Raw genomic sequence first — 25,532 nt, 5'->3', positions numbered from 1 at the left:
AATCTGCGTAAAATGCGCTGTCACGAGCTGGGGCATGCCCCAGCTCGTGACCCGTCCGGAAGACCGCTCCGCTTTTCGGTAGTTCGCGCTCCGTAGCCAAGCAAGGCTCTCCGAACGGCCCCTTCATTGACCCGAACAGTTGCCTGGGGTTGCCGCCCCGTACGTGCAAGGATGGGAGCATGAAGATGGCGCAGAACGACTCTATCATCGCCCTGGATGTCAGCAAGGCCCGCCTGGACGGCTTCGATGCCGCGACGGGAGAGACCTTTCAAATCGATAACACCAAAGCCGGATATGCCACCCTCCTGCAACGGTGCCGGAAGCGGGCTGTACAGGTCGTTGTGGAGGCCAGCGGCGGCTACGAGCGACTTGTCATGAAGGCTTTATGGAAGGCCAATATTCCCGTCCGTATCGTCGATCCCCGCCGGGTTCGGCATTTCGCACGAGCCAGTGGGCGCTGGGCCAAGAATGACCGCCTCGATGCCCGAATGATCACCGCCTTCGCGCAGGCAATTGAAGGCGAGCCATACCAGGCGGACCCACATCGGGAGAAACTGGCGGAACTGGCCACGCGACGGCGTCAGCTCACCAACATGCAGACCATGGTCCGCAACCAGGCTCAGCTTCTGGAGGACCTGGAGTTGGCCCGTCTGAGCAAACGCCACCTGAACATCCTGGCCCTTCAGATCGCCCGCATCGAAAAGCGTATCGCTGACCTCATCGCCCAGCATGAAACCTTCAGGACCAACAACGCCAGGCTCCAGTCCATCCCCGGCGTCGGTCCGGCCTGCTCAACCGTCCTGTTGGCCTACATGCCCGAACTGGGCGCCATCACACGACACCAGGCCGCCGCATTGGTCGGCGTCGCTCCCATGGATAACCAGAGCGGCAAACGCGACAGGCCCAGGAGCATTTACGGCGGAAGATCAGAGGTCCGATCCGTCCTCTATATGGCCGCCCTCGTCGCCAGCAAGCACAACCACACCCTCAAAGACTTCTATCGGAGGCTGATCAACGCCGGCAAAAAGCCCAAAGCCGCCCTCGTCGCTGTCATGCGTAAGCTCATTATCCTCGCCAACGCACTCATTCGAGACCAGAGGGCATACGCACCTTAAAGACTGTTGCTTGGCTTCCTCAATTTCCGGTCCGCTACGCTACCCGCAAAACTCCGGAGGACGCAGTCGCGTCCTAGTCGCTTCGCTCTGAAAATGGGGGGCCCTGGAAGGGACGGGACATAGGCCCTATGCGGCCACAGCGCGAGCCGCCCCTTGTCCGCGACAGGACCGGTCGTTATTCTGCGCCTCCGTGAAACAAAAAGACCCGTCGCATGGGTTTTGGCGTTTCAGAAACGTCGGTCCGCATCAGAGTGAAGATCCATGGGCAAGCCGCGCACCCTCTATGACAAGATCTGGGACAGCCACGTCGTCCACCGCCAGGAAGACGGCACCTGCGTGCTCTACATCGATCTCCACCTCGTGCATGAGGTGACCAGCCCGCAGGCCTTCGAAGGTCTGCGCATGGCCGGCCGCAAGGTGCGCCGCCCGTCCGCCACCCTGGCCGTCGCCGACCACAACGTTCCCACCAGCCATGACCGCCTGGCCGGCATCAAGAACGAGGAAAGCCGCATCCAGGTGGAGCAGCTGGCCATCAACACCAAGGAATTCGGCGTCGACTACTACGACATGTCCGACATCCGCCAGGGCATCGTCCACGTGGTGGGGCCGGAGCAGGGACTGACCCAGCCGGGCATGACCATCGTCTGCGGCGACAGCCACACCGCCACCCACGGTGCGTTCGGCGCCCTGGCCTTCGGCATCGGCACGTCGGACGTGGAACACGTGCTGGCCACGCAGACCCTGCTGCTGAAGCCGTCCAAGAACATGCGCATCAGCGTGGATGGCGAGCTGCCCGTGGGCGTGACCGCCAAGGACGTGGTGCTGGCCATCATCGGCAAGATCGGCACCGCCGGCGGCACCGGCCATGTCATCGAGTTCGCCGGCTCCGTCATCCGCGGCCTCAGCATGGAAGGCCGCATGACGGTCTGCAACATGGCCATCGAGGCGGGTGCGCGCGCCGGCCTGATCGCCCCGGACGAGACCACGTTCGAGTATCTGAAGGGCCGCCCGCAGGCGCCCAAGGCCGCGACTTGGGAACAGGCCGTCAACTGGTGGAAGAGCCTGCCCTCGGACGAGGGTGCGGTGTACGACCGCGAGGTCGTGCTGAAGGCCGAGGACATCGCCCCCATGGTCACCTGGGGCACCAGCCCGCAGGACGTGCTACCCATCACCGCCACCGTGCCCAACCCCGCCGACGAGGCGGATGAGCACCGCCGCGCCGCCATGGAACGCGCGCTGAAGTACATGGGGCTGGAGGCCGGCACCCCGCTGGACGCCATCCCCGTGGACAAGGTCTTCATCGGCAGCTGCACCAACAGCCGTATCGAGGACCTGCGCGCCGCCGCCAAGGTGGTGGAAGGCCGCCATGTGAAGGACGGCATCTACGCCATGGTGGTCCCGGGCTCCGGCCTGGTGAAGGAACAGGCCGAGTCCGAGGGCCTGGACAAGGTGTTCGTCGCCGCCGGCTTCGACTGGCGGGAGCCCGGCTGCTCCATGTGCCTGGCCATGAACGACGACAAGCTGAAGCCGGGTGAGCGCTGCGCCAGCACCTCCAACCGCAACTTCGAGGGCCGCCAGGGCCCCGGCGGCCGCACCCATCTGGTGAGCCCCGAGATGGCCGCCGCCGCAGCATTGACCGGCAAGCTGACGGACGTGCGCACGCTGAACTGAGCGGACGCATCGGCGTAATGTGAGCGACGGCGCGGAGCCCCAGGGTTCCGCGCCGTTCGCTTACGTAAAGGTTCCCTCAGCCGCCGGGCGCGGGCATCCGCCCGCTTGGCTTCCTCGCTTGCCAGTCCGCTATGCTCCCCGGAAAGCTCCGGCAGATGCGGTCGCATCCTACAGCGGCATGGTCATGCCACCGGCATCATTCGGCTGCGATAACGGTAGCTGCGCCAGCCGATGCGCAGCTGGTCGGCCAGCAAGGCGAGGGCGGGGGAGACGTCCGGCTTGGCCGGTTGCCCACGGCCCAGGCGGCGCAACTGCGCCTTTACCACCGCCATGGTGCCCATGGCCGCCAGGGTCTTGCGTTCCCAGCGGATGGGCGGCAGCGCCGCCTCCACCCCCTGCCCGCGCTGCCAGGCACGGGGCAGGCCCGGGGCCAACGCCAGGGCGGTGGCCATGCCGGCCATGGCCACGCCGCTGTCCACCACCCGGGCCGCCACCTCCACCCGGCGGATGCCGCCCGTCACCATGAGCGGCATCCGCGCCACCTGATTGATGTCGGCGGCAAATTCCAGGAAATAGGCCTCGCGCGCCAGCGTCCGGCCGTCGCGGGTCTTTTCCGATGTCCCTGGTCCCTGCATGGCGGGTGCCTCGTAGGAACCGCCCGACAGTTCCACCAGGTCGACAGCCAGGTCGTTCAGCCAGGCGACCACCTGGCGCGCTTCCTCCGGCGCAAAGCCGCCACGCTGGAAATCGGCGGAGTTCAGCTTCACCGCCACGCAGAAGCCGGGGCTGACGGCGGCGCGCACCGCCCGCACGATGTCCAGCAGCAGCCGCGCCCGGTTCTCCAACGGCCCGCCCCAGCGATCGTCACGCCGGTTGGTCAAGGGCGACAGGAACTGGCTCAGCAGATAGCCGTGGGCGGCATGGATCTGCACGCCGGTGAAGCCCGCCTGTTCCGCCAGTGCTGCGGTCTGGGCGAAGCGGCGGGTGACGTCGGCGATGTCGGCCTCGGTCATGGCGCGGGGTACCGCGAACAGCTTGGAATAGGAACCGAGGTCCAGGGCCACGGCAGATGGCGCCACCGTTTCCTGGCCTAGGCTGGCGCGCATCTGCCGGCCGGGATGGTTGATCTGCATCCACAACTGCCCGCCGCCGGCCCGGCCGGCCTCCGCCCACTGCCGGAAGGGGCCCAGGTCGGCCCCCTGCTCCAGCACCACGCCGGCGGGGCCGGTCATGGCGCGGCGGTCGATCATGACGTTGCCGGTAATCAGCAGGCCGGCCCCGCCCTCCGCCCAGGTGCGGTAGAGACGGATGAGGGTGGGCGACGGGCGATGGTCCACGGTCGCCATATTCTCCTCCATCGCCGCCTTGGCCAGGCGGTTGGGGATGATGGCGCGGTTGGGCAGGACCAGGGGCTGGAAAAGAGTGGGGACGGGCATGGCTGCGACGGTCATTCGGTTGACGGTCCCCCGACCCTAAGCTTAAAGTGAACTTTAAGGTCAATAGCCTGTTTTGAGGCCATCATGCGCATTGGCGAGTTGGCGGAGCGCAGCGGCCTATCGGCCTCCCGCCTGCGATTCTATGAGTCCGCCGGCCTGATCGGCCCGGCCGCCCGGGGGGCCAACGGCTACCGCGCCTTCCCGGCGGAAACGCTGATGCGGCTGGAACTGATCACCGGCGCGCAAAGGGCCGGCTTCACGCTGGATGAAATCCGCAGCCTGCTGCCCGGCTGCGGCGGCCCGGCGGGCGAGGCCGGCCACGCCCCCCAGATCGCCGAGGCCCTGCGCCGCAAGGTGGGGGAGATCGAGGCGCTGCAACAGCGGCTGGAAACCAGCAGGACCCGCCTGCTGGCCATCATCGACAGCCTGGAGAACGGCCCCCAAGACCTGGGTTGCGCCGCCAACACCCGCCGGGTCCTGGCGGAGATCAAGCTGACCGACATCAAGGAAACAGCGGCCAAGGAGGCAGCGGAATGAGTGACAGCAAAGTGGACGGCGTCACGGGCGGCTGCCAATGCGGCGCCGTGCGCTATCACAGCACCATGGCGCCGGAAGGCGTGCACTTCTGCCATTGCCGCATGTGCCAGCGTGCCGTGGGCAACGTCTTCGCCGCCCTGGCGGGGGTGCGCAAGGATACGGTGACCTGGAGCGGGACGGGCCGGCCCACCTTCTACGCCTCCTCCTCGGTGGCGGAGCGGGGCTTCTGCGCCCAGTGCGGCACGCCGTTGACCTTCGCCTACCCCGACAGCGACTGGATGAGCGTCACCATCGGCAGCCTGGATGACCCTGAAGCGGTGGTGCCGGAGGTGCACTGCGGGGTGGAAAGCCGGCTGTCCTGGCTGCACGTCCAGGACGGCCTGCCGGAGGAATACACCGACCCCAAGAGCGACCGCTTGCGCGACATGGTCAGTCACCAGGTATATTTCTGAGCTCCCCGGGGCGCCGGCCGGCTGCATCCTGCAGGAGAGGGTACGACTTACAGCCCATCCACCGGGTTGGTCGCCGGGGCGAAGGGCTGGCCGGCATGGATGAGGTCCCGCCGGACCTCGTACTCGCGCAGCGCCCAGTCCACGCTGGGAAAGGCCAGGTCGGTCCAGGGGATGTCGTCCCAGGCGAACAGCGCCACCTCCTGGCTTTCCGGACCGGCGGCAATGTCCGGGCTGGTCAACCGCGCCAGATAGATCAGCTGCACCTGGCTGATGCGGGGAATGTTGTAGACGGCCAGCAGGGGGCCGACGGCCAGTCGCGCCCCCGCCTCCTCCCACGCCTCGCGGGCGGCGCCATCCTGGGAGGTTTCCCCCAATTCCATATAGCCCGCGGGCAGGGTCCAGTAGCCGATTCGCGGCTGGATGGCGCGGCGGCACAGCAGAATGCGGTCCTGCCACAGGGCGACCGAGCCCACCACGATCTTGGGGTTGTCGTAGGCGATGTAGCCGCAATCGGGGCAGACCAGCCGCTCCCTATCCTCCCCTGGTGGCACCGTCACCACGCGGGGGCCGAACGTCGGCACGGGATCGGACATGGGGCGCTCTCCCTCGCTGCTTTCCGCCACTATAGCCGGCCCAACGTCCCTTGGCTTGCGGGCGCTTCAAGGTCGCGAACGTCCCTCAGCCATCATGCTTGGGTACCCAGGGAATGCGGGCAAAGGTCACGCCCTCATCCTCCAGCTCCGCCGCTTCCTCGTCGGTGGTCTCGCCGTAGATGGCCTTGGCCTCGGCCTCGCCATAGTGAATCTTGCGCGCCTCCTCGGCGAAGCGGTCACCCACATGGGTGGCGTTGGCCTCCACCTGGCGGCGCATCTCGCGCAGCAGGGACATCATCGCCGCCGGACCCTGGGCCGCGGCCTCCGCCACCGCTGCGGGCGTCACCTCTTGTGCCGGCTGCGGCGGGACCGGGACGGGCGCCGGCGACTCTTCCACGCGCGCCCCCCGGCCCTTGGCGATGCGGGGCGCCATGGGGGCCTTGCCCACCGTGTGATCACCGCAAACCGCGCAGGCGACCTCGCCGGCCGCGACCTGCTGGTCGCAGGCGTCCGCGTTGCGGAACCAGACGTCGAAGGTGTGGCCCTGGCCACATTTCATTTCATAGAGGATCATGGGGGATACGGCGACGATCGATAATGGCCCGTCCAGTTCGGCCAGGAAAATGTCATATACAGTCTGGATGTGAGTGGGGAAAGCCACCCCGGCAATGAGCATGCCCCGCATGCCCGCATCCGCACACCCACTTTTGGGAACCATAAGGCCTACGCCATGATCCCCACGTCCCATCACGACCCCCGGGGCCAAGCCAGCGCGTGGGTGGCCCGTTTCGCGCCGCTGGTGGCCCGGGGTGGCGCCGTGCTGGACCTTGCCTGCGGCGGGGGACGCCATGCCCGGCTGTTCCATGCGGCGGGTCATCCAGTGACGGCGGTGGACATCGACCCGCGCGGCGTAGCGGATCTGCAAGGCCGGCCCGGCGTCACCATCCTGCAGGCGGACCTGGAGGGGGACGTGTCGCTAGATCCGGGCGGAGTGGAGCTGGGCGGCCCCTACGCCGGCATCGTCGTCACCAACTATCTGCACCGGCCGCTGCTGCCCCGCCTGCCCGGTCTGCTGGCCCCTGGCGGGGTGCTGCTGTACGAGACCTTCGCCCAGGGCAACCAGCGCCACGGCCGCCCGTCCAGCCCGGCCTATCTGCTGCGCGCGGGCGAGCTGCTGGCCCTGGCGCGGGACACCGGCCTGCAGGTCGTGGCGTTCGAGCAGGGGGAGATCGCCCTGCCCCGCGCCGCCGTGGTGCAACGCCTGGCGGCCGTGCGGCCCCTGGCGGCGCCCGACCTGGACGGCGATCCGGAGCCGCGTCCGCTGCCGCTGGCCTGAAACAGGAACGGCCCCGACCGCTGGGGGCCGGGGCCGTCCTGGTAAGACGGGTGAGGAAGGTCGGGCGCGCTTACTTCTTGGGCGCGGCCGCCTCGGTGGTCTTGGCCACCTCGGCCTTGGCCTTCTTCACATGATGGTGGGCGACCGCCTTGGTCTCGGTCTTCGCGCCCTCAGCCTTGGCTTCGGTCTTGGCCTCGGCGGTCTTGGCCTCGGTCTTCACCGCCGCGCCCTTGGCCTCCACCGCCGGCTTGGCGGCTTCCGTGGTCTTGGCGACATCGGCCTTGGCGGCCGTGGCGGCGGCCTCGGGAGCCTTCTGCACCTGGGCTGCCTGGGTCGTGGCGGCCGTGGTCGCGGCGGCTTGGGCGGCAGGCGCCGGGGCGGCGGGGGTATCGGCCGCGAACGCCCCGGCGGAGAACGCCACTGGCACCATCACGGCCGCGGCGGTAGCGAGGGCCAGCAGGGGACGGCGGTGGGCGAACATGCTCATGGTCGTGATCCTTAATTTGATCGGGCGTCCCACCATCGGGGCGCAGGGTCATAGTCCCAATGGAAGGGGGCCGCCGTTAGACCGGATTGTGGCGAAGGCGAGATATGATCGCGGCCTTTCCGCCGAACTTCTTGCCGGAAGGTTAAGACTTTCCTCCGCCCTTCCCCCAGCCTGGCGCAGCCGTGCACGCGTCCCGACGGACGGGAAAACGGCCCCTTCGCCGGACGGCGGAGGTCCGCTTAAGCCTTCCGGCCGCCGCCCATTTTCCACGGAACCCGCCAAAACCGCCGCCGTTAACCCAGCGCATCATCTCTTGAGGCGCCGGCATGACGACCGACAACGAACAAGCCAATCGTGAGCAGGTGGCGAAGCTGATCCGCCTGCTGGGTTCGGATTTCGAGGGCGAGGCGGTGACGGCGCTGGCCAAGCTGCGCCGCCTGCTGCCCAAGCGGGGCCTGGGCTTCAACGACGTGGGCCAGTGGATCCAGTCTCCGGCCAAGGTGGTCTATCGCACGGCCCCGCCCCCGGCGCAGCCCGATACCCGGTCGTTAGAGGACCGCATCCTGGCCTTGGAGCGCCAGCGGGAGGAAGCCTTGCACGCCCTGCGCGTGGCCCAAGCCCGCGCCGATGAGGCGGAGGACCAGGCGGGCCAACTGGTCAGCAAGTTGGTGGCGGCCCGGTCGGCCAAGATAAAACCACGCGGCCGCTGGCGCGGCTATGTCTTGGCGGCCCTGGTGGGTGTGGCCGCAACTGTGGCGGCGCGCGCCTATATACCGCCCGCCGGTGCCACGGGCACGGACACGGGCCAGGCCCTGCTGTCGCGTGCCGCCCTGCTGTTCACCCCGGCCAAGGCGCATGCCGTCGTGGCGGGGCGCAGCGCCTTCCTCTATCCGGCCCCCACCAACCAGCAGGCGGCCGTGGCCCTGCTGCCGCCCACTACGGAGCTGGAGGTGCTGGAGGAAAACGTGCCGGCCGGCGGCGTCCCGGGGGGCTGGGTCAAGGTGCGCGCCCGGACCGACCGGGGCACGACCGTGGGCTATGTCGAACGGCGGCGGCTGGGTCAAGCCACCGAAGTGGCGGTTCGCCGCGTCCCGGGTTAAGCCCCTTCAGATAAGGCCGGTCACTGGCCCCTGGGCTTGTCCTCGGTCTTGGCATCCGCCTTCGGGGCCGCCTTGGCCGGCGCGTCATCCTTCATCGGATCCTTGCCGTCCAACCGGGCCAGGTTGTCCTGGGCCGCGGCGCCGGCGGCGCTGTCGCCCGCGACCTGCACGGCGTGGGTCCAGTCAGCCTTGGCACCCGGCTTGTCCCCCCGGTCGGCCTTGATGTTGCCGCTGAGCAGCAGGCCCTGGGCGTTATCCGGATCCAGCGACAGGGCCATGCGCAGATCGCGCCCGGCCTCCACGTCGCGGCCCAGGCGGTGCTTGGTCTCCGCCCGCATGACCATGGCATCGACACGGCCGCCATCCAGGCTGAGCGCCCGGTCGAGGTCGCGCAACACATCCCACCAGCGCTCCGCCCCCGCCCGTTCCGTGGCGCGATCGATCAGCAGGTCGGGGTCCTCGGGCTGCAGGCCGATGGCCTTGGTGTAGTCGGTGTCGGCCTTGGCGTGTTCCTTGGCGTTGAACCAGGCCCAGCCGGCCTTGCCCCACAAGCCGGCCGTCACCTTGGGCGGCAGGCCCAGGACGGGGATCACCGCCTCCAGCGCCACCGCCGATTCCTTGTATTCCCCCCGGAACAGCTGGGCCATGGCCTGGCACAGGCGGGCGTCGTTGCCGCCGCCCTTCTTTTCCCACAGCTGGGCCTCGGCATAGGCGAAGTCGGGCAATTCCTTGGCCCGCTGCAGGCAGGTGTCGCGGTTCAGCGCCACGGGCACGGCGCCGGCACCGGTGGCCATGCCGCACAGGATGACGACGCCGAGAATTGTGACGCCCAGGATTGTGGCGGGGGCCAGAACGCGGCTGGAAAGGTGGGGAAGCTTGAGGGTAATCATCATGGCGCCTAGAGTCCCGAACGGCGGATGGATCGCAAGTGCTTTCATCCCGGGCCACCCCTATGCGGGCGCGACCTCGGGTCACAGGATAGCACGGGCGGGCCCCGCCCCGGCAGGCGCGGGTCCCTGCCATCCTGATGGTGCGGGGGTCGCGCATCTGCGCCCCGCTGGTTAAATGGAGCCTGGTTCGCATGCCGCAATCCCCCACTCCCGGCCGCTTGTTCTGCTTCGGCCTGGGCTTCAGCGCCACGGCCCTGGCCCGCCGCCTGCTGGACCCCGGCTGGCAGGTGGCCGGCACCTGCCGCACGGCGGAGAAGGCGGCGGCCCTGCGCGCCCAGGGCATCGAGGCGCACGTGTTCAACCCCGACCAGCCGCTGGAGCGGGGCACCCTGGCCGGCACCACCCATCTGCTGGACTCGGTGCCGCCCACGGCGGAGGGCGACAGGGTGCTGGCGGCCCTGACGCCCGACATCGTGGCCCTGCCTAACCTGCGCTGGGTGGGCTATCTCTCCACCACCGGCGTCTATGGCAACAAGGACGGCGGCTGGGTGGACGAGTCGGCGCCCGTTCAGCCAGCGACGGAGCGGGGCAAGGCCCGCGCCGTGGCGGAGGCGCAATGGATGGCTCTGCACGACGCCCACGGCCTGCCCGTCCATCGCTTCCGCCTGCCCGGCATCTACGGCCCCGGACGCAGCGCCCTGGACCAGATGCGGGCGGGAACCGCCCGGCGTGTGGACAAGAAGGGCCAGGTGTTCAGCCGCATCCACATCCACGACCTGGGCAGCGCCCTGGTGGCCAGCATGAACCGGCCCAACCCCGGCGCCATCTACAACGTCGCCGACGACCACCCCTGTCCCTCGCCCGACGTGGTGACCTACGCCGCCGAGCTGCTGGGGCTGGAGCCGCCGCCGCTGGTGCCGTTCGAGCAGGCCGAGCTGTCGCCCATGGCCACCAGCTTCTATGGCGAGAACAAGCGCATCTCCAACGCCCGCATCAAGGCGGAACTGGGGGTGACCTTGCGCTATCCCAGCTATCGCGAAGGGCTGGCGGACCAGTTGGCGGCTGAGCGCCAGGTTTAGCGCCCGGCAGGGGCCGCCGGCGCGTAGGCCGAGAAGGTGACGTGGGCCGTCTGCGTCGCCTTCTGCGCCACGTCCAGCCCGCCGTCCTCAGCCGGGGCGGCATCGGCCATCTTGGCCATGGCCATCACCGGCGCGCGCCGCATGCCGCCGCTCATCACCGGGGCGTTGAAGTCCACGCGGCCGACGCGGAAGTCGCGGCCGGGGAAGGCGGCGTTCAGGCTCTTCATCTCCTCCGTCACGCGGCGGTACAGCGTCTCGCGCAAACGGGTGCGCACGGCCTCCTGCTCCGCCAGGGTGGGGGTGAAGTCCACGCCTTCCACGCGGATCTGCAGGCCGGCGCGGCTGGCCTGGCGGGCACGGTCGGCCAGGCCGCCCAATTGCGCTTCCGGCAGGCGGGCCTCAAGCGCCGCCCGCCAATGGTCCAGGCCGGCGGCGTCCTGCTGCCGGTCGAAAGAGACGACGCGCCACTCACCCTTGTCCGACACGGCCTGCGCCGCCTTCAGCACGTCGGCGCGGGCGGAGCCGGCGTTGCCGCCGCCGGCATCCACCGTCAGCGACACTCGCGCCGTGTCGGTCTTCACCCAATCCTCCGCCGTCAGGGTCAGGGTCACCTGATCCTGCACCGGCTGGGCCGCCATGACCTGCGCCGTGGCGGGAGCAGCGGCCAGGGGCAGGGCCGCCACGCTGGCGGTCGCGATCAGGGAGGCGGCAATCAGGCTACGCATCGGGGTCCACCCATCGTTCCTCGGCCGACGCGGAATGCGCCGGCGGTCCCCCTGCTTGTGGCAAAGGGTCGCGGCGGATTTATGGCGGGAACAAATGCTCCGACGCCTATCGCCCCTCCCCAGCGACATCTCATGCCGCCGTAGGCCCCGACCGGGGCCGCCGGAGCTTTCCGGGGAGCGTAGCGGACTGGAAAGCGAGGACAAGGCAAGCGGGCGGATGCCCGCGCCCTCCGTCTGAGGGCAAACTAAAACCACTAAAAATCCAAATCCGCGTAATGCTTGGGCGGCGGGGCGCCCGGCAGGTGGTCGCCCAGCAGGGGGCGGAAGCTGGGCCGGCACTTGATGCGCATGTACCAGTCCTTGGCCTCGGGATGCTGGTCCCACGGCACGTCGCCCAGATAGTCGATGGTGGACAGATGCGCCGCCGCCGCGATGTCGGCCAGCGAGAAGTCGTCCCCGGCCAGCCATTTCCGCCGGTCCGCCAGATAGGCGATGTAGTCCAGGTGATAGTGGATGTTGGCTAGGCCGGCGCGGATGGCCTGGGCATGCGGCGTGCCGGAACCGGAGAAGCGCTTGATCAGCTTCTCCCCCACCAGATTCTCCGTCACCTCCTGGTTGAACTTGACGTCAAACCAGGCGGCCAGGCGCCGCACCTCCGCCCGCAGCAGAACCTCGCGGCCCAGCAGCGTGGGGGCGTGGGGGTAGGCCTCTTCCAGGTAATTGCAGATGGCGGCGTGTTCCACCACCGTCGCCCCGTCATCCTCGACCAGCACCGGCAATTCGCCAGCCGGATTCAGCGCCAGGAACTCCTCACGGCGTTCCCAGGGCTTTTCGACCTCGAGTTCGACCTCGAGGCGCTTTTCCGCCAGCACGACGCGGACCTTGCGCGCGAAGGGGGACAAGGGATGGTGGACAAGTGTACGCATGTGGGCCGGCAATCTAACGTAAGCGCGTGGATTTCAATAGAGCCTAAAGGCCTTAAGCGGAGATCACCCTATGGCCATGCCCGAGTCACCCCGCCTGGAAATTAAGATAGAGCCCATTGGCCCGGATGACGAGGCCGCATGGCGCCCCTTATGGGATCAATACTGCGCTTTTTACCAGGTCAGCGTGGATTCGGCCGTGACAACCACGTTATGGGCGCGCCTGCAGGACCCAAATTCGGCCGTGAAGGCGCTGGTCGCGCGCGATGCGGCCGGCCGCATCATGGGCTTCTGCCACTACGTCCTGCACCCCAACACCTGGGGCACCAGCCTGATCTGTTACCTGGAAGATTTGTTCACCGACCCGGCGTCGCGCGGCCAGGGCGTCGGCCGGGCGCTGATCGAGCGGCTGGTGGTCCTGGGGCGGGAGCAGGGCTGGGGCCGCGTCTATTGGCACACGCAGGAAACCAACGCCACCGCCCGCCGCCTGTACGACAGCGTCACCGACGGCGCGGATGGCTTCGTGCGCTACGTGATACGCCTTTGATCCAAATAAAACGGGCGGCCCCTTGCGGGACCGCCCATTCCAATCAGCTTCCAGCCCGCTGGATCACACAGCGGTCCCCCGGCGCGGCTTGGCCACAGCCGCGCGCTCGTGGCTGCGGATGAAGTCGCGCACGCGCGGCATGATGTGCTCGCGCCAGCGGCGGCCGTTGAAGATGCCGTAGTGGCCGACACCGGACTGCAGGTGGTGCCGCTTCATGCCGTCGTCCAGGCCGCTGCACAGGGCGTGGGCCGCCACCGTCTGGCCGGGGGCGGAGATGTCGTCCAGTTCACCCTCGACGGTGAACAGCGCCGTCTTCTTGATGGCCGACGGATCGACGCGCATGCCGCGGTATTCCAGGGTGCCCTTGGGCAGGTTGTGCTCCTGGAACACGATCTTGACGGTCTGCAGGTAGAACTCCGCCGTCAGGTCCATGACCGACAGGTATTCGTCGTAGAAGCGGCGGTGCGACTCCGCACTCTCGCCGTCGCCGCGCACCAGGTGCTTGAACAGGTCGACATGGGCGCCGACGTGGCGGTCCAGATTCATGGACATGAAGCCGGTCAGCTGGATGAAGCCCGGGTAGACGTGGCGCATGGCGCCCGGATAGTAGACCGGGACCGAGGTGGTCACCGTGCGTTCGAACCAGCCGATGTCACGGGTCTCGGCCAGCTGGGTCACCTGGGTGGGCGACACGCGGGTGTCGATGGGGCCGCCCATCAGGGTCATGCTGCGTGGCTGGCAGGTATCTTCCATCTGCGCCATGACGGCCGCGGCCACCAGCACCGGCACGGCCGGCTGGCAGACGGCGATGACATGGGTGTCCGGACCCAGGAAGCGGATGAAATCCATGACATATTCGACGTAATCGTCGAAGTCGAAACGGCCGCGAGACAGGGGCACCAGCTTCGCATCCACCCAGTCGGTGATGTAGACGTCGTGGGAGGGCAGCAGCGCCTCCACCGTGCCGCGCAGCAGGGTGGCGTAGTGGCCCGACATGGGGGCCACCACCAGCACCTTGGGGTCGCTGTGCGGCGTGGCGCGCTGGAAATGACGCAGGACGCAGAAGGGCTTGCGCAGCGCCGCCTCCTCCGTCACCGCGACCTCCCGGCCATCGATGTGGGTGATGTTCAGGCCGAATTCCGGTTTGCCCCAACGGCGCGTCGTGCGCTCGATGAGTTCGCCGGCGGCGGCCATGGCACGGCCCATGCCGGTGTAGGAAGCCGGAACCAGGGGATTGCGGAAAGTCGCCTGCGTCGCCTCTGCCATCAGGCGGAGCGGGGTCAGGGCGGCATGGTGCATGTCAAACAGCTGGTACAGCACGCGGATCATCCTCGTCATTGGACGTGGCGGCGCCGGACATCCCTTACGATGGGTTGGGCGGCGTCTCGGGGACACGAAGGCTTGCCGCGATGGCGGCCCCAGGCGCACCGCTTACCCTAACTGCCGGCCTCGGACCTATATCCGAGGGGGTAGGCGGCCATTCAACTACGCCTCGTCCCTTATCCTACGTAGGTAAGGATGAAAAGGCCCTTAATGAAGGGGGCGAACGATACCGGTCACATTTTCGCAATCGAAGACCGATTTCTCAAGCCATCTCGTGATCCGGGCCTCTCCTCAAAAAGAAGGACGGTGGGTCTTGTGCCGGGTGGTCCCTCCTTAAACCGCCGGCGTTCCCGCGATGTTCCGTCCATGATGGGGAAAGCCACAGGAAGCAGTGGACAGCGCCCCCGCAGGCCCCCTAGATATGGGCGTATCCTAGCCTCGCACCGCTATCCCTGGCCCTTGCCTGCGCCTTACGGCGGGCCATGCCCCAGAGCCGTCATGTCCCACGCCCGGCCCCTTTCCGCCAGCCTGTTCGATCAGGAGCCTGATTTTCCGGACACCGGTTATCCGGATACCGGCTTTCATGACTCCGGCCATCCGGAGGCGGGTGACTTCGTGCCCGACCATTACGCCGATGCGCCGGAGCCCAGCATCATCCATGGCGACTGGCCTGAGGATGATGCGCCGCAGGGCACGCGGGACCCGGTGGCGACGGCGCGGGACATCCTGAAGCGCGTCTACGGCTATTCCGCCTTCCGCGGCAACCAGGAAGACATCATCACCCACGTCATCCAGGGCGGCGACGCCCTGGTGCTGATGCCCACCGGCGGCGGCAAGTCGCTGTGTTTCCAGATCCCGGCCCTGGCGCGGCCAGGCGTCGCCATCGTCGTCAGCCCCCTGATCGCCCTGATGCGCGACCAGGTGGACACGCTGCGCCAGGCCGGCGTGCGCGCCGCCTACCTGAACTCCACCCTGGACTGGCGCGAGGCGCTGGACGTGGAGCGGGCGTGCGAGCGTGGCGATCTGGACCTGTTGTACGTGGCGCCGGAGCGGCTGGTCACCCCGCGCTTCCTGGAGCTGCTGGACCGGTCGCGCATCAGCCTGTTCGCCCTGGACGAGGCGCACTGCGTCAGCCAGTGGGGCCACGACTTCCGGCCGGAATACCTGCAGCTGTCGGTGCTGCACGAGCGTTTCCCCACCGTGCCGCGCATCGCGCTGACGGCCACGGCCGACGCGCAGACCCAGGCCGACATCGTGGAGCGCCTGGCCCTGGGCGAGGCGCGGCAGTTCGTCTCCAGCTTCGACCGGCCCAACATCACCTATCGCGTGGCGCCCAAGGACAATGAGCGCCGGCAGCTGCTGGACTTCATCCGCCGCCACCATGCGGAGGACGCGGGCATCGTCTATTGCCTGTCGCGCGCCCGGGTGGAGGCGCTGGCCGACTGGCTGAAGGACCAGGGGCTGGACGCCCTGCCCTATCATGCCGGTCTGGACGCGTCGGTGCGCCAGGCGAACCAGGACCGCTTCATCAAGGGTGAGGGCGTGGTGGTGGTGGCGACCATCGCCTTCGGCATGGGCATCGACAAGCCCAACGTCCGATTCGTCGTGCACATGGACGCGCCCAAGAGCCTGGAGGCCTATTATCAGGAAACCGGCCGCGCCGGCCGCGATGGCCTGCCCGCCAACGCCCTGATGCTGTACGGCCTGCAGGACGTGGTCATGCTGCGCCAGATGATGGACGCCTCGGACAGCAGCGCCCAGCACAAGCGGACGGAGCGGCGCAAGCTGGACGCCCTGCTGGGCTTCTGCGAGACCGCCCACTGCCGCCGCCAGGTGCTGCTGACCTATTTCGGGGAGGAGCATCCCGGCAACTGCGGCAACTGCGACACCTGCTTCGAACCGGTGGAGACCTGGGACGGTACGGTGGCGGCGCAGAAGGCCCTGTCGGCCGTCTACCGTACCGGCCAGAAATTCGGCGTGGGCCACCTGATCGACGTGCTGCGCGGCGGCGCCACCGAGAAGGTGGTGCGCTTCGGCCATGACCAGCTGAAGACCTTCGGCTGTGGTGCGGAGATTTCCAAGGGCGACTGGCAGACGGTGTTCCGCCAGCTGGTGGCGCTGGGCCACCTGACGGCCGACCCGGAGGGCCATGGCGGCCTGATGCTGACCGACCAGGCGGCATCGGTGCTGAAAGGGCAGGAGACGGTGCGCCTGCGCCGCGACCGGGCCGTGCTGTCGGGCGACGGGCGCCGCGGCGGCGGCCGTGCCGGCGGCGGACGCGCGGGCCCCTCGCTGGCCCCGCCGGACGACAAGCTGTGGCACAAGCTGAAGGCCGTGCGTCTGGAACTGGCCAAGGCTCAGGGCGTGCCGCCCTACGTCATCTTCCACGACAGCACGCTGATGGAAATGGTGATCAGCCGCCCGCGCGACCTGACCGGCCTGGGCCTGCTGCCCGGCGTGGGCGTGCGCAAGCTGGAACGCTACGGCGCGACTTTCTTGGACGCCATCCTCTCCGAGGCTGGCTAGGTTCCCTCAAACGCCGGGCGCGGCCATCCGGCCGCTTGGCTTCCTCGCTGCGCCCTGCGGTGCTCGCTGCGGCGGCCGCGGTCGCGGCCTAGCCCAGTTCCCATGGAACTGGGCCTCATGCGCCCCAATCAGGCGGGCGCACCTGGCCAGACGCGCGCACCTGGAGCGTAGCGACAAGGACGCGACCGCGTCCGCCGGAGATTTCCGGGGAGCGTAGCGGACTGGAAATCGAGGACAGCCAAGGGGCGGATGCCCCGCCGGCGCCTGAGGCAAACTAAATAGACTCAAAACCTCACCACGCTGTTGCCATCCGCGTTTCGGTCTGCTAATACCCCCCTCCATTCCAAGGGGCGCCCCAATAGCTCAGTGGTAGAGCAACCGCTTCGTAAGCGGTAGGCCGTTGGTTCAAATCCGACTTGGGGCACCATCCTTCCCATCATCCCCGCATCATCGGTCTGACGAACGTCCAGCTGGGCGCGGAATTGCCATTCCCTGCGACGCACGGTCGCACGATTGCAATATGATGACGGTATGGTGGCGCCACCCTGGTTTCCACCCATCGCTGGATGCACCGCCCATGTCCGAGCAGTTGCCCCGTCACATCGTCACCTCCTACGAAAACGAGCTGCAGCGCCTGGACGCGCTGCTGGCGGAAATGGGCGGCCGGGCCGAGCAACAATTGCAGCAGGCGACCCGCGCCGTGCTGGACCGCGACGACGCGCTGGCGCGCGAGACCGTGGCGCAGGACCAGGTGCTGGACGCGCTGGAGCATGAGGTCGAAAGCCTGATCATCCGCCTGTTGGCCCTGCGGCATCCCATGGCCATCGACCTGCGGCACACCCTGGCCGCCCTGAAGGCGGCCAACGCGCTGGAACGCGTCGGCGACTATGCCAAGAACATGGCCAAGCGCGCCCTGGTGCTGAACAGCGTCCCCACCATCAGCGCCACCGCCTCGGTCGGCCGTCTGTCGGATCTGGCGCGCAAGCAACTGGCCGGCGCCATCGAGGCCTTCACCCGCCGCGACACCGCCTTGGCCGCCGAGGTCTGGCGCCGTGATGCGGAGTTGGACGACATGCACGCCGGCGTGACGCAGGAGATTTTCGCCTTCGTCGCCAAGGACGCCAGCCTGATCGAGGCCTGCACCAGCCTGCAGTTCATCGCCAAGAACCTGGAGCGTGTGGGAGATCTGGCCACCAACATCGCCGAGATGGTGCAGTTCGACGCCACCGGCACCCTGGTGGACCCCGTTCGCCCGCGCGGCGGTGAGGCGCACTGATCAACTGACCGTTTGTACCGGCCGGGACCAGGCGGTTCCGGTTCCCGGTTGATGGCTTCCCGGGCCGCCGCTCGCTTTTCCCGAGTCTGGCGGCCCGGCGTTTTTGCACAGCCGTCCTGCGCGGGCTGGCGCCAGCTGGCATGTGCCCTTCGTCCGCCAACGCCCCACGGCAGCCCGGGGCGTGGTCGGCCAGCCGCAACGAGACTACCCCCATAGCCTAGTTTGAGGTTCCCGGGAGGCGTGTGCCCACGCATCTTGCCCGCATCTTCTTTTTCTTTTCCTGAGAGGCGTTTAGCCTAATTTCGCGACGCTGAAGCCTGTCAAAGTTGCCAAATCAACCCCAACCACAGGTTCGGATTATATGAATTAATCCATTCATCATTTGGGTAACGAGCTACGATCTTAGGAAAGGATTTGAAAACGCGGCGTCGCGTAAAAGAATACATATCCTTTTGCTACCGGTTCATTGCTTGACATCTTTTACGCCATGAGCTTTAGGTAATGTGTCCTGTATCACAGAGCAGGACCCAACTGCCAAAACTCTCGGCCCGCCACTTCTTGAAGTGTGCGGGCCGTATTTTATCCAAAATACACTTCACCACCCCCGGTCGTTTCTGACCGGCACCGCAACCACGCCAGGTAAAGCGCGTGGCGACTTGCGGCCGTTGCGCCCCCGATCCGGCGAGGACGGCGTGCAATCCGGCGCGCGCTTATGCCGCAGCCGTGTTATGAAGGGTCGATCCACGACCGGAACGGCTGCCTTCCCCATGCTGCTCGCTGAATTGACCGCCCTGATCCAGGTATTGCTGATCGACCTCGTCCTGGCGGGCGACAACGCCCTGGTGGTGGGCATGGCGGCCAGCGGCGTACCGGTGGAGAAGCGCCGCAAGGTCATCTTCTGGGGGATAAGCGTGGCCGTGCTGATGCGCATCGGCTTCGCCCTGCTGGCCACCCGTCTGCTGGACATCATCGGCCTGACCCTGGCCGGTGGCATCCTGCTGCTGTGGGTGTGCTGGAAACTGTGGCGCGAACTGCGCCAGCACGGCAAGGAACAGGCGGAAGCGGCCGAAGGGGAACCCCACATCCCGTCGTTGGCGGGCAAGAGCGTGGGCACGGCCATCCGGCAAATCGCGCTGGCCGACGTCTCCATGTCGCTGGACAACGTGCTGGCCGTGGCGGGCGCCGCCGAGGACCACACCTGGGTCATGGTGCTGGGCCTGGTGCTGTCCGTTGCCCTGATGGGTGCGGCCGCCACCCTGATCGCCCGCCTGCTGGCCCGCTATTTCTGGATCTCCTACATCGGCCTGGCCATCATCGCCTATGTCGCCTGCCACATGATCTGGGACGGCGGCACCGAGGTGGCGCCCTTCGCCCAGCCCCTGATCGACCTGATCCGCCGCATTTGACGCCCGGCAGCAGGGGCCGCCCGGCGGCGGTAGCGGGCTTCCAGGTTGTTCCGTCAACATGGCCGGGGAATCTCGGCAGGGGAGGCATGCGATGTCGCCCCCGCCGCAACCGTCCGGGCATTTGATCGCAGGCGCAAAAAGCGGTAAACCTCGCGCGCGCGCCTTTCCGCGCAAACCTTCGATTACGCACGTCCCCAGCCCGGTATTCTTATTTCATAAGGGTTTCATAAGGGGGCGTCGCGAAGGGTGTCGGAATGGCCGTCCGCATCGTTGGCCATGACACCCGCTGAAGGGTGCCGGCGGCGCGGTACCATCCCCTTCCCCTAGGAGGCCACTCCTGTGTCCACGATCACCGGTCACGACACGCTGAAACCCCGCCGCAGCCTGAGCGTCGGCAGCAAGAGCTATGACTACTTCAGCCTCAAGGCGGCTGAGGAAGCCGGCCTGGGCGACCTGTCCCGCCTGCCCTACAGCCTGAAGGTGCTGCTGGAGAACCTGCTGCGCTTCGAGGACGGCCGCACCGTCAGCGTCGACGACGTGAAGGCCGCCGCCCAGTGGCTGGTGGACCGCCGCAGCGACCGTGAGATCGCCTACCGCCCCGCCCGCGTGCTGATGCAGGACTTCACCGGCGTTCCCGCCGTGTGCGACCTGGCCGCGATGCGCGAGGCCATGGTGGGCCTGGGTGGCAAGCCGGAGCGCATCAATCCGCTGACCGCCGTCGACCTGGTCATCGACCACTCGGTGATGGTGGACTATTTCGGCGGCCCCGACGCCTTCCAGAAGAACGTCGATGTCGAATTCCAGCGCAATGGCGAGCGCTACGCCTTCCTGCGCTGGGGCCAGAAGGCCTTCAACAACTTCCGCGTCGTGCCGCCCGGCACCGGCATCTGCCACCAGGTGAACGTTGAGTACCTGGCCCAGACCGTCTGGACCGACGGCGACCAGACCGGCGCCACCGTCGCCTACCCCGACACCCTGGTCGGCACCGACAGCCACACCACCATGGTGAACGGCCTGGGCGTGCTGGGCTGGGGCGTGGGCGGCATCGAGGCCGAGGCGGCCATGCTGGGCCAGCCCATCTCCATGCTGATCCCGGAAGTCATCGGCTTCCGCCTGACGGGCAAGCTGAAGGAAGGCGCCACGGCGACCGACCTGGTGCTGACCGTCACCCAGATGCTGCGCAAGAAGGGCGTGGTGGGCAAGTTCGTGGAGTTCTACGGCCCCGGCCTGGACGCCCTGACCCTGGCCGACCGCGCGACCATCGCCAACATGGCCCCGGAATACGGCGCCACCTGCGGCATCTTCCCGATCGACGCCGAGACCATCCGCTTCCTGAACTTCACCGGCCGTGACGCCGACCGCGTCGCCCTGGTGGAGGCCTACGCCAAGGCCCAGGGCATGTGGCGCGACGCCAACAGCCCCGAGCCGGTGTTCACCGACACGCTGGAACTGGACCTGAACAGCGTCGAGTCCTCGCTGGCCGGCCCGAAGCGCCCGCAGGACCGCGTGCTGCTGTCCAACGCCAAGACCGAGTTCGAGGGCGTGTTCGCCAAGGACTACGCCGGCAAACCCGCCAGCAATCCGGCCAAGGTCGCCGGTGAGGACTTCACGGTCGACCACGGTGACGTGGTGATCGCGGCCATCACCAGCTGCACCAACACCTCCAACCCCAACGTGCTGGTCGCCGCCGGCCTGCTGGCCAAGAAGGCGGTCGAAGCGGGCCTCGCCACGAAGCCGTGGGTGAAGACCTCGCTGGCCCCTGGCAGCCAGGTCGTGACCGATTACCTGAACGCCGCCGGCCTGACCCCGTTCCTGGACAAGCTGGGCTTCAACCTGGTCGGCTACGGCTGCACCACCTGCATCGGCAACTCCGGCCCGCTGCCCGACGCCATCGGCGCCGCGGTGGACGCCAACGACCTGCTGGCTTGCTCCGTCCTGTCGGGCAACCGCAACTTCGAAGGCCGCGTGAACCCCCAGGTGAAGGCCAACTACCTGGCCTCCCCGCCGCTGGTCGTGGCCTACGCTTTGGCCGGCACCCTGCGCAAGGACCTGACCACCGAGCCGCTGGGCAAGGGCAAGGACGGCAAGGACGTCTTCCTGAAGGACATCTGGCCGAGCAGCGCCGAAATCGAGGACGCCATCTCCAAGTCCCTGACGCCGGAGATGTACCGCTCGCGCTACGCCAATGTGTTCCTGGGCCCGCAGCAGTGGCAGTCCATTGAGACCGCCACCGGCCTGACCTACAAGTGGGAAGACGACAGCACCTATGTGAAGCTGCCGCCGATCTTCGAGGGCATGACCACCACCCCGGGTGCGGTGCATGACGTGAAGAAGGCCCGTCCGCTGGCCATCCTGGGCGACAGCATCACCACCGACCACATCTCCCCCGCCGGTTCGATCAAGAAGACCAGCCCCGCTGGCACCTATCTGATCGGCCACGGCGTGGAGCCGGTGGACTTCAACGGCTACGGCGCCCGCCGCGGCAACCACGAAGTCATGATGCGCGGCACCTTCGCCAACATCCGCATCAAGAACGAAATGGTGCCCGGCGTCGAAGGCGGCGTGACCAAGTACATCCCCACCGGCGACGTCATGTCGATCTACGACGCCGCCATGAAGTACCAGGCCGACGGCACGCCGTTGGTGGTCTTCGCCGGCCAGGAATACGGCACCGGCTCGTCCCGCGATTGGGCGGCCAAGGGCACCCGCCTGCTGGGCGTCCGCGCCGTGGTGGCCGAGAGCTTTGAGCGCATCCACCGGTCCAACCTGGTGGGCATGGGCGTCCTGCCCCTGCAGTTCAAGGACGGCGCCAGCCGCAAGACCCTGGGCCTGGACGGCACCGAGGTCATCGACATCACCGGCGTCGAGGCCGGCCTGAAGCCCCGCATGGACCTGACCCTGACCATCACCCGCGCGGATGGCAAGGTCGACACCGTGCCGGTGCTGTGCCGCATCGACACCCTGGACGAGGTCGATTACTTCAAGCACGGCGGCATCCTGCAGTACGTGCTGCGCAACATGCTGAACCAGCCGCAGGCCGCCGAGTAAGGCCCGCTGCGTAAGGCGTGATATCGGCCCCGGCGGTTCTTCGGAACGCCGGGGCCAAAAGGAAAAGGGGCGCCACCCGGCCGGGTGGCGCCCCTTTTTTCATGGCCTCAGGAACGGAAATGGATCAATCGAACTGCAGGTCGCTGACGGCCCCGCCCACGTCCGACACGGGTAGCAGGCCGGCCGCCGTCAGGTCGCCCGCCGCCACCAGCAGGGTGCGGCCGGCGGCCCCGGAGATGCCGGCGGCCTGGGCCAGGCTGGCCAGGGCCTCGCGGGTCGGCGCCTGGCTGATGACGCCGTTGCCGTAGATGAGGATGGACACGGCCAGAGTGCCCGGCCGGCTCTTTTCCACCAGGGCCGCCGCGTTCATCAGGCCGCGCAGGGTGGAGACGCGGGGGAAGCCGCTGTCGCTGAGGGTGTCGCCCTCCTCCCCCAGCACCCAGTGGCGGCCCACCAGGTCCTCAACCCCCACCAGGATGGCCAATGGCATGCCCCGGTGCCGGCCCGTGGCCACGGCCACCAGCCCGCCGTCCTGCGGCGTCCGCGGCAGTTGCACGCTGCCGCCCAGGATGTGCTTCACGCTATCCAGGACCGAGGCCACGGCCTGGGCCAGCGCCTCCGACCCCGTGGGGCGCATCAGGCTGGGCCAGGCGCCGAACACCAGGGAGGCGAGGCCGGCGGTACCGCCGTCGGCCCGGTCCGCCGGGGCTGATGCGGGCGCCCGGCGCAGCTTTTCCTCCACCGCATCCAGCCGGCCGGCCAGGGCCTGGACGGCGCCGGCGTCGCCGGCCACCCTGGCGGTGTCCGGGGTCTTGGCCTCGCCACCGGTGGGCGGCGGCAGGGCGGGGAGGCCGCCCCTCACCTGGTCGCGCAGGTCCCGCACGTCCAGCTGGGTGGTGCGCACGGCGTTGACCACGCGCAGCAGCGATTCATGCAGATGGTCGACCAGGCCACTGAGCTGTTCCGGCAGAGGGCCCGGGGGAAGGTCGGGCAGGCGCACGCCGTTCACTGCTTTGGCGTGGCTGAGCCAATTTTCCAGGACGCCCACGCGCTGGGTCACATCATCCAGGGTGTGCTTCAGCTCGCCCATGCCCCGGGACAGGCGCTCCGCCTCTTCCGCCGGACGGCCGGCATGATGGCTGACCACCCCCGTCAGGTGGGCCACGCGTTCACGCAGTTCCTGGATGGACTGGCCCAGGGCATTGATGCGCATCGTTTCCGGCAGCGAAACGACGGCGGAATGCATGGCCGTCAGATCGTTACGCAGATCGCGCAACCGGCTGCCGACGTGCAGCGCCAGATCGCGGACGATGGATTCGGCGTAATCGAAGGGATCGACGCCCTCTTCGATCTCCCCTTCCCGCGCGCGCCCTTCCTGCACAGCCGGCGTCACGATCTCGGCGTCCACGATGGGTGCATCACCGGCCGGCGCATCGGCGGCGGGCGCATCGGCGGCCGGGCTATGGGTGCCCGGACCGGCGTCGCCATCGGGGCCTGGGGCGTCACGGTGCTCGTCGGTCATGGCATCGCTCACGAGGATCGGGGAAAAGGGACTGGCGTCTAGAGATCGCCGGCAATGGCTTCTAGCAGACGGGCGCGGCGCTTGTCCGCCTGTTCGCGTGGTAGACGCGGCACGGCCGCAGCCGGGCGCCGCGACACCGGCGGCTGGGGCGGCGGCACCGGCGCGTCGGAGGAGGCCTGGGGCGGGGTCTGCACCACCACCGGCGTCACCAGCGACGACGCCTCGGCCGTCTCCGCCACCGGGGGCGCCGGAGGCGGGGACGGGGGCGCGGGCGGGACGGGTGCCGCCCGCGCGGGCTGGGCCGGCGTCGACGTGAATGAATGCAGCGTCACCCGGGCCGCGGTGGCAGGGGCGGAGGCCATGCGGATCGCCCCGGGCACGGTGACGACAGCGGCAGCGACGCGGGGCGGCACCGGCTGGCTGGGCGTGGACAGGGGATGGGCCGGTAGGGGGCCGGCGACGGCCGACGGGCGTACGGGTGTGGGTGGAGCGGCGCGGAGCGACATGGCCCCCGGCACGCGGGGGGTGGGCGTGGGCACGGCCCGCATCTCCGCCTGGCCGGCCGAAGCGTCGCGGCCCTTGGAGGCCAGGCTGGTGAACAGCGGCCCGGCGCGTGACGGCTGCGGCCCGGGTGCGGGCTGAGCCGCAGCCGCGGGGGGCGGAGCCGGCTGGACGGGGACCGACAGGGGGGCGGTGCCCACGGCGGCGCTGGGCGGTGCCAGCGGGGCGATGGGCGCCGATGCCGGAGACATTTCCGCCTCCGTCCGGACGACGGGGACCGATGCGGGCGCCGGGGAAGCGGCCGGGGTTTCATTCGGCCCCCTGACGCCATCGCTGACATCGGTCAGCAGGCGGCGCAGCACCGTGGCGGCGGCGGAGCGCGGTTCCCCCACCCGGTCGAGGGCCTTGGCGGTGAGGGCGGGGTCGATGCTGATCTGCAGGAAGCCGAATTGCTCGGTCGACAGCGACTGGAGCTTGCGGGTCAGGCCCTCGGCCTGTTCCTCGCCCGCGACATAGCGGCGGATGGTCTCAATGGTGGAGGTGACGACAGCGGCATCGCGCACGGCGCGGGAGGAGAAGACGGGGCTGCGGCCCCCGTCGGATCGGCCCCCATCGGGTCGAGCAATGTCCATGCGCGCAGGCTCCGCCCGGGTGCCCGCTTGGCCGGGCGCCCCGGGTCCATGCGACGCGTCCCGTCCGGACGTTTCCCCCTGGGGCCCGTTGCCGTCGGGCCCGTTGGTGGGAAGGAGAGCATCCGGCGAGGCGGACGCATCATCCCCCTTGCCGGCGATCCAGCCCATCACCTTCCGAAACATGCCACCCTGCCCCCTGCAAGAGACCGGATTATGACCCCGCGGGTCCCGGCACGGCAAACGGTTTGCACCGGCCGTAAGTTCTCGACGGACTAATGGTTACCACGGCCTGTCAGGCCGATTCAATTTTCCATCCCCTGCGAATTCTTCGGGCTCTTGAGCCCTGTAATGCAAGAAAAAAGGCGTCTTCTGCCGAGCTTCATCCCATTTCTCCGCGCCGGCGTGAC

The 25,532-nt window shown here is 68.4% G+C and carries 22 protein-coding genes and 1 tRNA gene; 13 read left to right on the top strand and 10 right to left on the bottom strand.

Annotation, left to right across the window (positions count from 1 at the left end; all coding sequences use genetic code 11):
• Positions 1 to 179 precede the first annotated feature (179 nt).
• Both Y958_RS01355 and leuC read left to right on the top strand, forming a co-directional pair.
• Complete coding sequence (locus Y958_RS01355) at positions 180 to 1,115, top strand: IS110 family RNA-guided transposase (protein WP_088870517.1); 936 nt, start codon at positions 180 to 182, stop codon at positions 1,113 to 1,115.
• A 261-nt stretch (positions 1,116 to 1,376) separates the two neighbouring features.
• The gene (gene leuC, locus Y958_RS01350) at positions 1,377 to 2,786 is read left to right on the top strand and encodes a 3-isopropylmalate dehydratase large subunit (protein ID WP_088870607.1); all 1,410 of its coding nucleotides are present in this window, start codon (positions 1,377 to 1,379) and stop codon (positions 2,784 to 2,786) included.
• Between the two features lie 182 nt (positions 2,787 to 2,968).
• Here the strand turns inward: leuC and Y958_RS01345 are convergent, their stop codons facing one another.
• Complete coding sequence (locus Y958_RS01345; protein WP_244909323.1) at positions 2,969 to 4,237, bottom strand: NADH:flavin oxidoreductase/NADH oxidase family protein; 1,269 nt, start codon at positions 4,235 to 4,237, stop codon at positions 2,969 to 2,971.
• A 69-nt stretch (positions 4,238 to 4,306) separates the two neighbouring features.
• Between Y958_RS01345 and Y958_RS01340 the strand changes: the two genes are divergently transcribed.
• On the top strand, positions 4,307 to 4,759 hold the full coding sequence (locus Y958_RS01340) for a MerR family transcriptional regulator (RefSeq protein ID WP_088870605.1): 453 nt from the start codon (positions 4,307 to 4,309) through the stop codon (positions 4,757 to 4,759).
• On the top strand, positions 4,756 to 5,211 hold the full coding sequence (locus tag Y958_RS01335) for a GFA family protein (RefSeq protein ID WP_088870604.1): 456 nt from the start codon (positions 4,756 to 4,758) through the stop codon (positions 5,209 to 5,211). The genes Y958_RS01340 and Y958_RS01335 overlap by 4 nt, the downstream gene beginning before the upstream one ends.
• Positions 5,212 to 5,258: 47 nt before the next feature.
• On the opposite strand, the gene Y958_RS01330 is transcribed toward Y958_RS01335, so the two are convergent.
• Positions 5,259 to 5,804 carry an NUDIX hydrolase gene (locus Y958_RS01330; RefSeq protein WP_088870603.1) on the bottom strand — a complete coding sequence of 182 codons (546 nt, stop codon included), beginning with the start codon at positions 5,802 to 5,804 and terminating at the stop codon, positions 5,259 to 5,261.
• An 85-nt stretch (positions 5,805 to 5,889) separates the two neighbouring features.
• Positions 5,890 to 6,489, bottom strand: a complete 600-nt coding sequence (locus Y958_RS01325; protein ID WP_338039097.1) for a DUF1178 family protein — start codon at positions 6,487 to 6,489, stop codon at positions 5,890 to 5,892.
• A gap of 45 nt (positions 6,490 to 6,534) precedes the next feature.
• Here Y958_RS01325 and Y958_RS01320 point away from each other — a divergent pair, with 45 nt between their 5' ends.
• Positions 6,535 to 7,140, top strand: a complete 606-nt coding sequence (locus Y958_RS01320) for a class I SAM-dependent methyltransferase (protein ID WP_088870602.1) — start codon at positions 6,535 to 6,537, stop codon at positions 7,138 to 7,140.
• Between the two features lie 70 nt (positions 7,141 to 7,210).
• Here Y958_RS01320 and Y958_RS31795 read toward each other — a convergent pair whose 3' ends face one another.
• Complete coding sequence (locus Y958_RS31795) at positions 7,211 to 7,627, bottom strand: acid-shock protein (protein ID WP_088870601.1); 417 nt, start codon at positions 7,625 to 7,627, stop codon at positions 7,211 to 7,213.
• A 326-nt stretch (positions 7,628 to 7,953) separates the two neighbouring features.
• Here Y958_RS31795 and Y958_RS01310 point away from each other — a divergent pair, with 326 nt between their 5' ends.
• Positions 7,954 to 8,727, top strand: coding sequence for an SH3 domain-containing protein (locus tag Y958_RS01310; RefSeq protein ID WP_088870600.1), 774 nt, complete (start codon positions 7,954 to 7,956; stop codon positions 8,725 to 8,727).
• Positions 8,728 to 8,747: 20 nt separating this feature from the next.
• Here Y958_RS01310 and Y958_RS01305 read toward each other — a convergent pair whose 3' ends face one another.
• Complete coding sequence (locus tag Y958_RS01305; RefSeq protein ID WP_088870599.1) at positions 8,748 to 9,620, bottom strand: tetratricopeptide repeat protein; 873 nt, start codon at positions 9,618 to 9,620, stop codon at positions 8,748 to 8,750.
• Positions 9,621 to 9,808: 188 nt separating this feature from the next.
• Here Y958_RS01305 and Y958_RS01300 point away from each other — a divergent pair, with 188 nt between their 5' ends.
• The gene (locus tag Y958_RS01300; RefSeq protein WP_088870598.1) at positions 9,809 to 10,696 is read left to right on the top strand and encodes an SDR family oxidoreductase; all 888 of its coding nucleotides are present in this window, start codon (positions 9,809 to 9,811) and stop codon (positions 10,694 to 10,696) included.
• Here the strand turns inward: Y958_RS01300 and Y958_RS01295 are convergent.
• Complete coding sequence (locus Y958_RS01295) at positions 10,693 to 11,421, bottom strand: hypothetical protein (RefSeq protein ID WP_088870597.1); 729 nt, start codon at positions 11,419 to 11,421, stop codon at positions 10,693 to 10,695. The genes Y958_RS01300 and Y958_RS01295 overlap by 4 nt on opposite strands.
• A 254-nt stretch (positions 11,422 to 11,675) precedes the next feature.
• Complete coding sequence (locus Y958_RS01290) at positions 11,676 to 12,347, bottom strand: glutathione S-transferase family protein (RefSeq protein WP_040844380.1); 672 nt, start codon at positions 12,345 to 12,347, stop codon at positions 11,676 to 11,678.
• 196 nt (positions 12,348 to 12,543) lie between these two features.
• On the opposite strand from Y958_RS01290, the gene Y958_RS01285 reads away from it, so the two are divergent.
• On the top strand, positions 12,544 to 12,891 hold the full coding sequence (locus tag Y958_RS01285; protein ID WP_244909322.1) for a GNAT family N-acetyltransferase: 348 nt from the start codon (positions 12,544 to 12,546) through the stop codon (positions 12,889 to 12,891).
• Between the two features lie 63 nt (positions 12,892 to 12,954).
• On the opposite strand, the gene Y958_RS01280 is transcribed toward Y958_RS01285, so the two are convergent.
• Complete coding sequence (locus tag Y958_RS01280; RefSeq protein ID WP_004272199.1) at positions 12,955 to 14,220, bottom strand: polyhydroxyalkanoate depolymerase; 1,266 nt, start codon at positions 14,218 to 14,220, stop codon at positions 12,955 to 12,957.
• Positions 14,221 to 14,712: 492 nt separating this feature from the next.
• Between Y958_RS01280 and recQ the strand changes: the two genes are divergently transcribed.
• The 5 genes from recQ to acnA all read left to right on the top strand — a co-directional run bounded on the left by recQ (position 14,713) and on the right by acnA (position 22,470).
• Complete coding sequence (gene recQ / locus Y958_RS01275; RefSeq protein WP_088870596.1) at positions 14,713 to 16,740, top strand: DNA helicase RecQ; 2,028 nt, start codon at positions 14,713 to 14,715, stop codon at positions 16,738 to 16,740.
• 352 nt (positions 16,741 to 17,092) lie between these two features.
• Positions 17,093 to 17,167 (top strand) — tRNA-Thr (locus tag Y958_RS01270).
• Positions 17,168 to 17,317: 150 nt separating this feature from the next.
• Positions 17,318 to 18,016 (top strand): phosphate signaling complex protein PhoU, encoded by a 699-nt coding sequence (phoU, locus tag Y958_RS01265; RefSeq protein ID WP_040843422.1) that lies wholly within the window; start codon positions 17,318 to 17,320, stop codon positions 18,014 to 18,016.
• Between the two features lie 767 nt (positions 18,017 to 18,783).
• Positions 18,784 to 19,422 (top strand): TerC family protein, encoded by a 639-nt coding sequence (locus Y958_RS01260; RefSeq protein ID WP_040843423.1) that lies wholly within the window; start codon positions 18,784 to 18,786, stop codon positions 19,420 to 19,422.
• Between the two features lie 339 nt (positions 19,423 to 19,761).
• A complete protein-coding gene (gene acnA, locus Y958_RS01255; RefSeq protein ID WP_088870594.1) occupies positions 19,762 to 22,470 on the top strand; it encodes an aconitate hydratase AcnA in 2,709 nt (902 codons plus the stop codon).
• Between the two features lie 124 nt (positions 22,471 to 22,594).
• On the opposite strand, the gene Y958_RS01250 is transcribed toward acnA, so the two are convergent.
• Together Y958_RS01250 and Y958_RS01245 are read right to left on the bottom strand one after the other, a co-directional pair.
• Complete coding sequence (locus Y958_RS01250) at positions 22,595 to 23,992, bottom strand: hypothetical protein (RefSeq protein WP_145727983.1); 1,398 nt, start codon at positions 23,990 to 23,992, stop codon at positions 22,595 to 22,597.
• A 38-nt stretch (positions 23,993 to 24,030) separates the two neighbouring features.
• Entirely contained in the window at positions 24,031 to 25,125 is a 1,095-nt protein-coding gene (locus tag Y958_RS01245; RefSeq protein WP_145727984.1) for a hypothetical protein, read from the bottom strand.
• Positions 25,126 to 25,532: the final 407 nt, after the last annotated feature.

The organism is Nitrospirillum viridazoti CBAmc (assembly GCF_000730165.1).
Classification (GTDB): domain Bacteria; phylum Pseudomonadota; class Alphaproteobacteria; order Azospirillales; family Azospirillaceae; genus Nitrospirillum; species Nitrospirillum viridazoti.
Note: the sequence above shows the minus strand (reverse complement) of the source record. Positions and strands in the feature narration are given on the sequence as shown.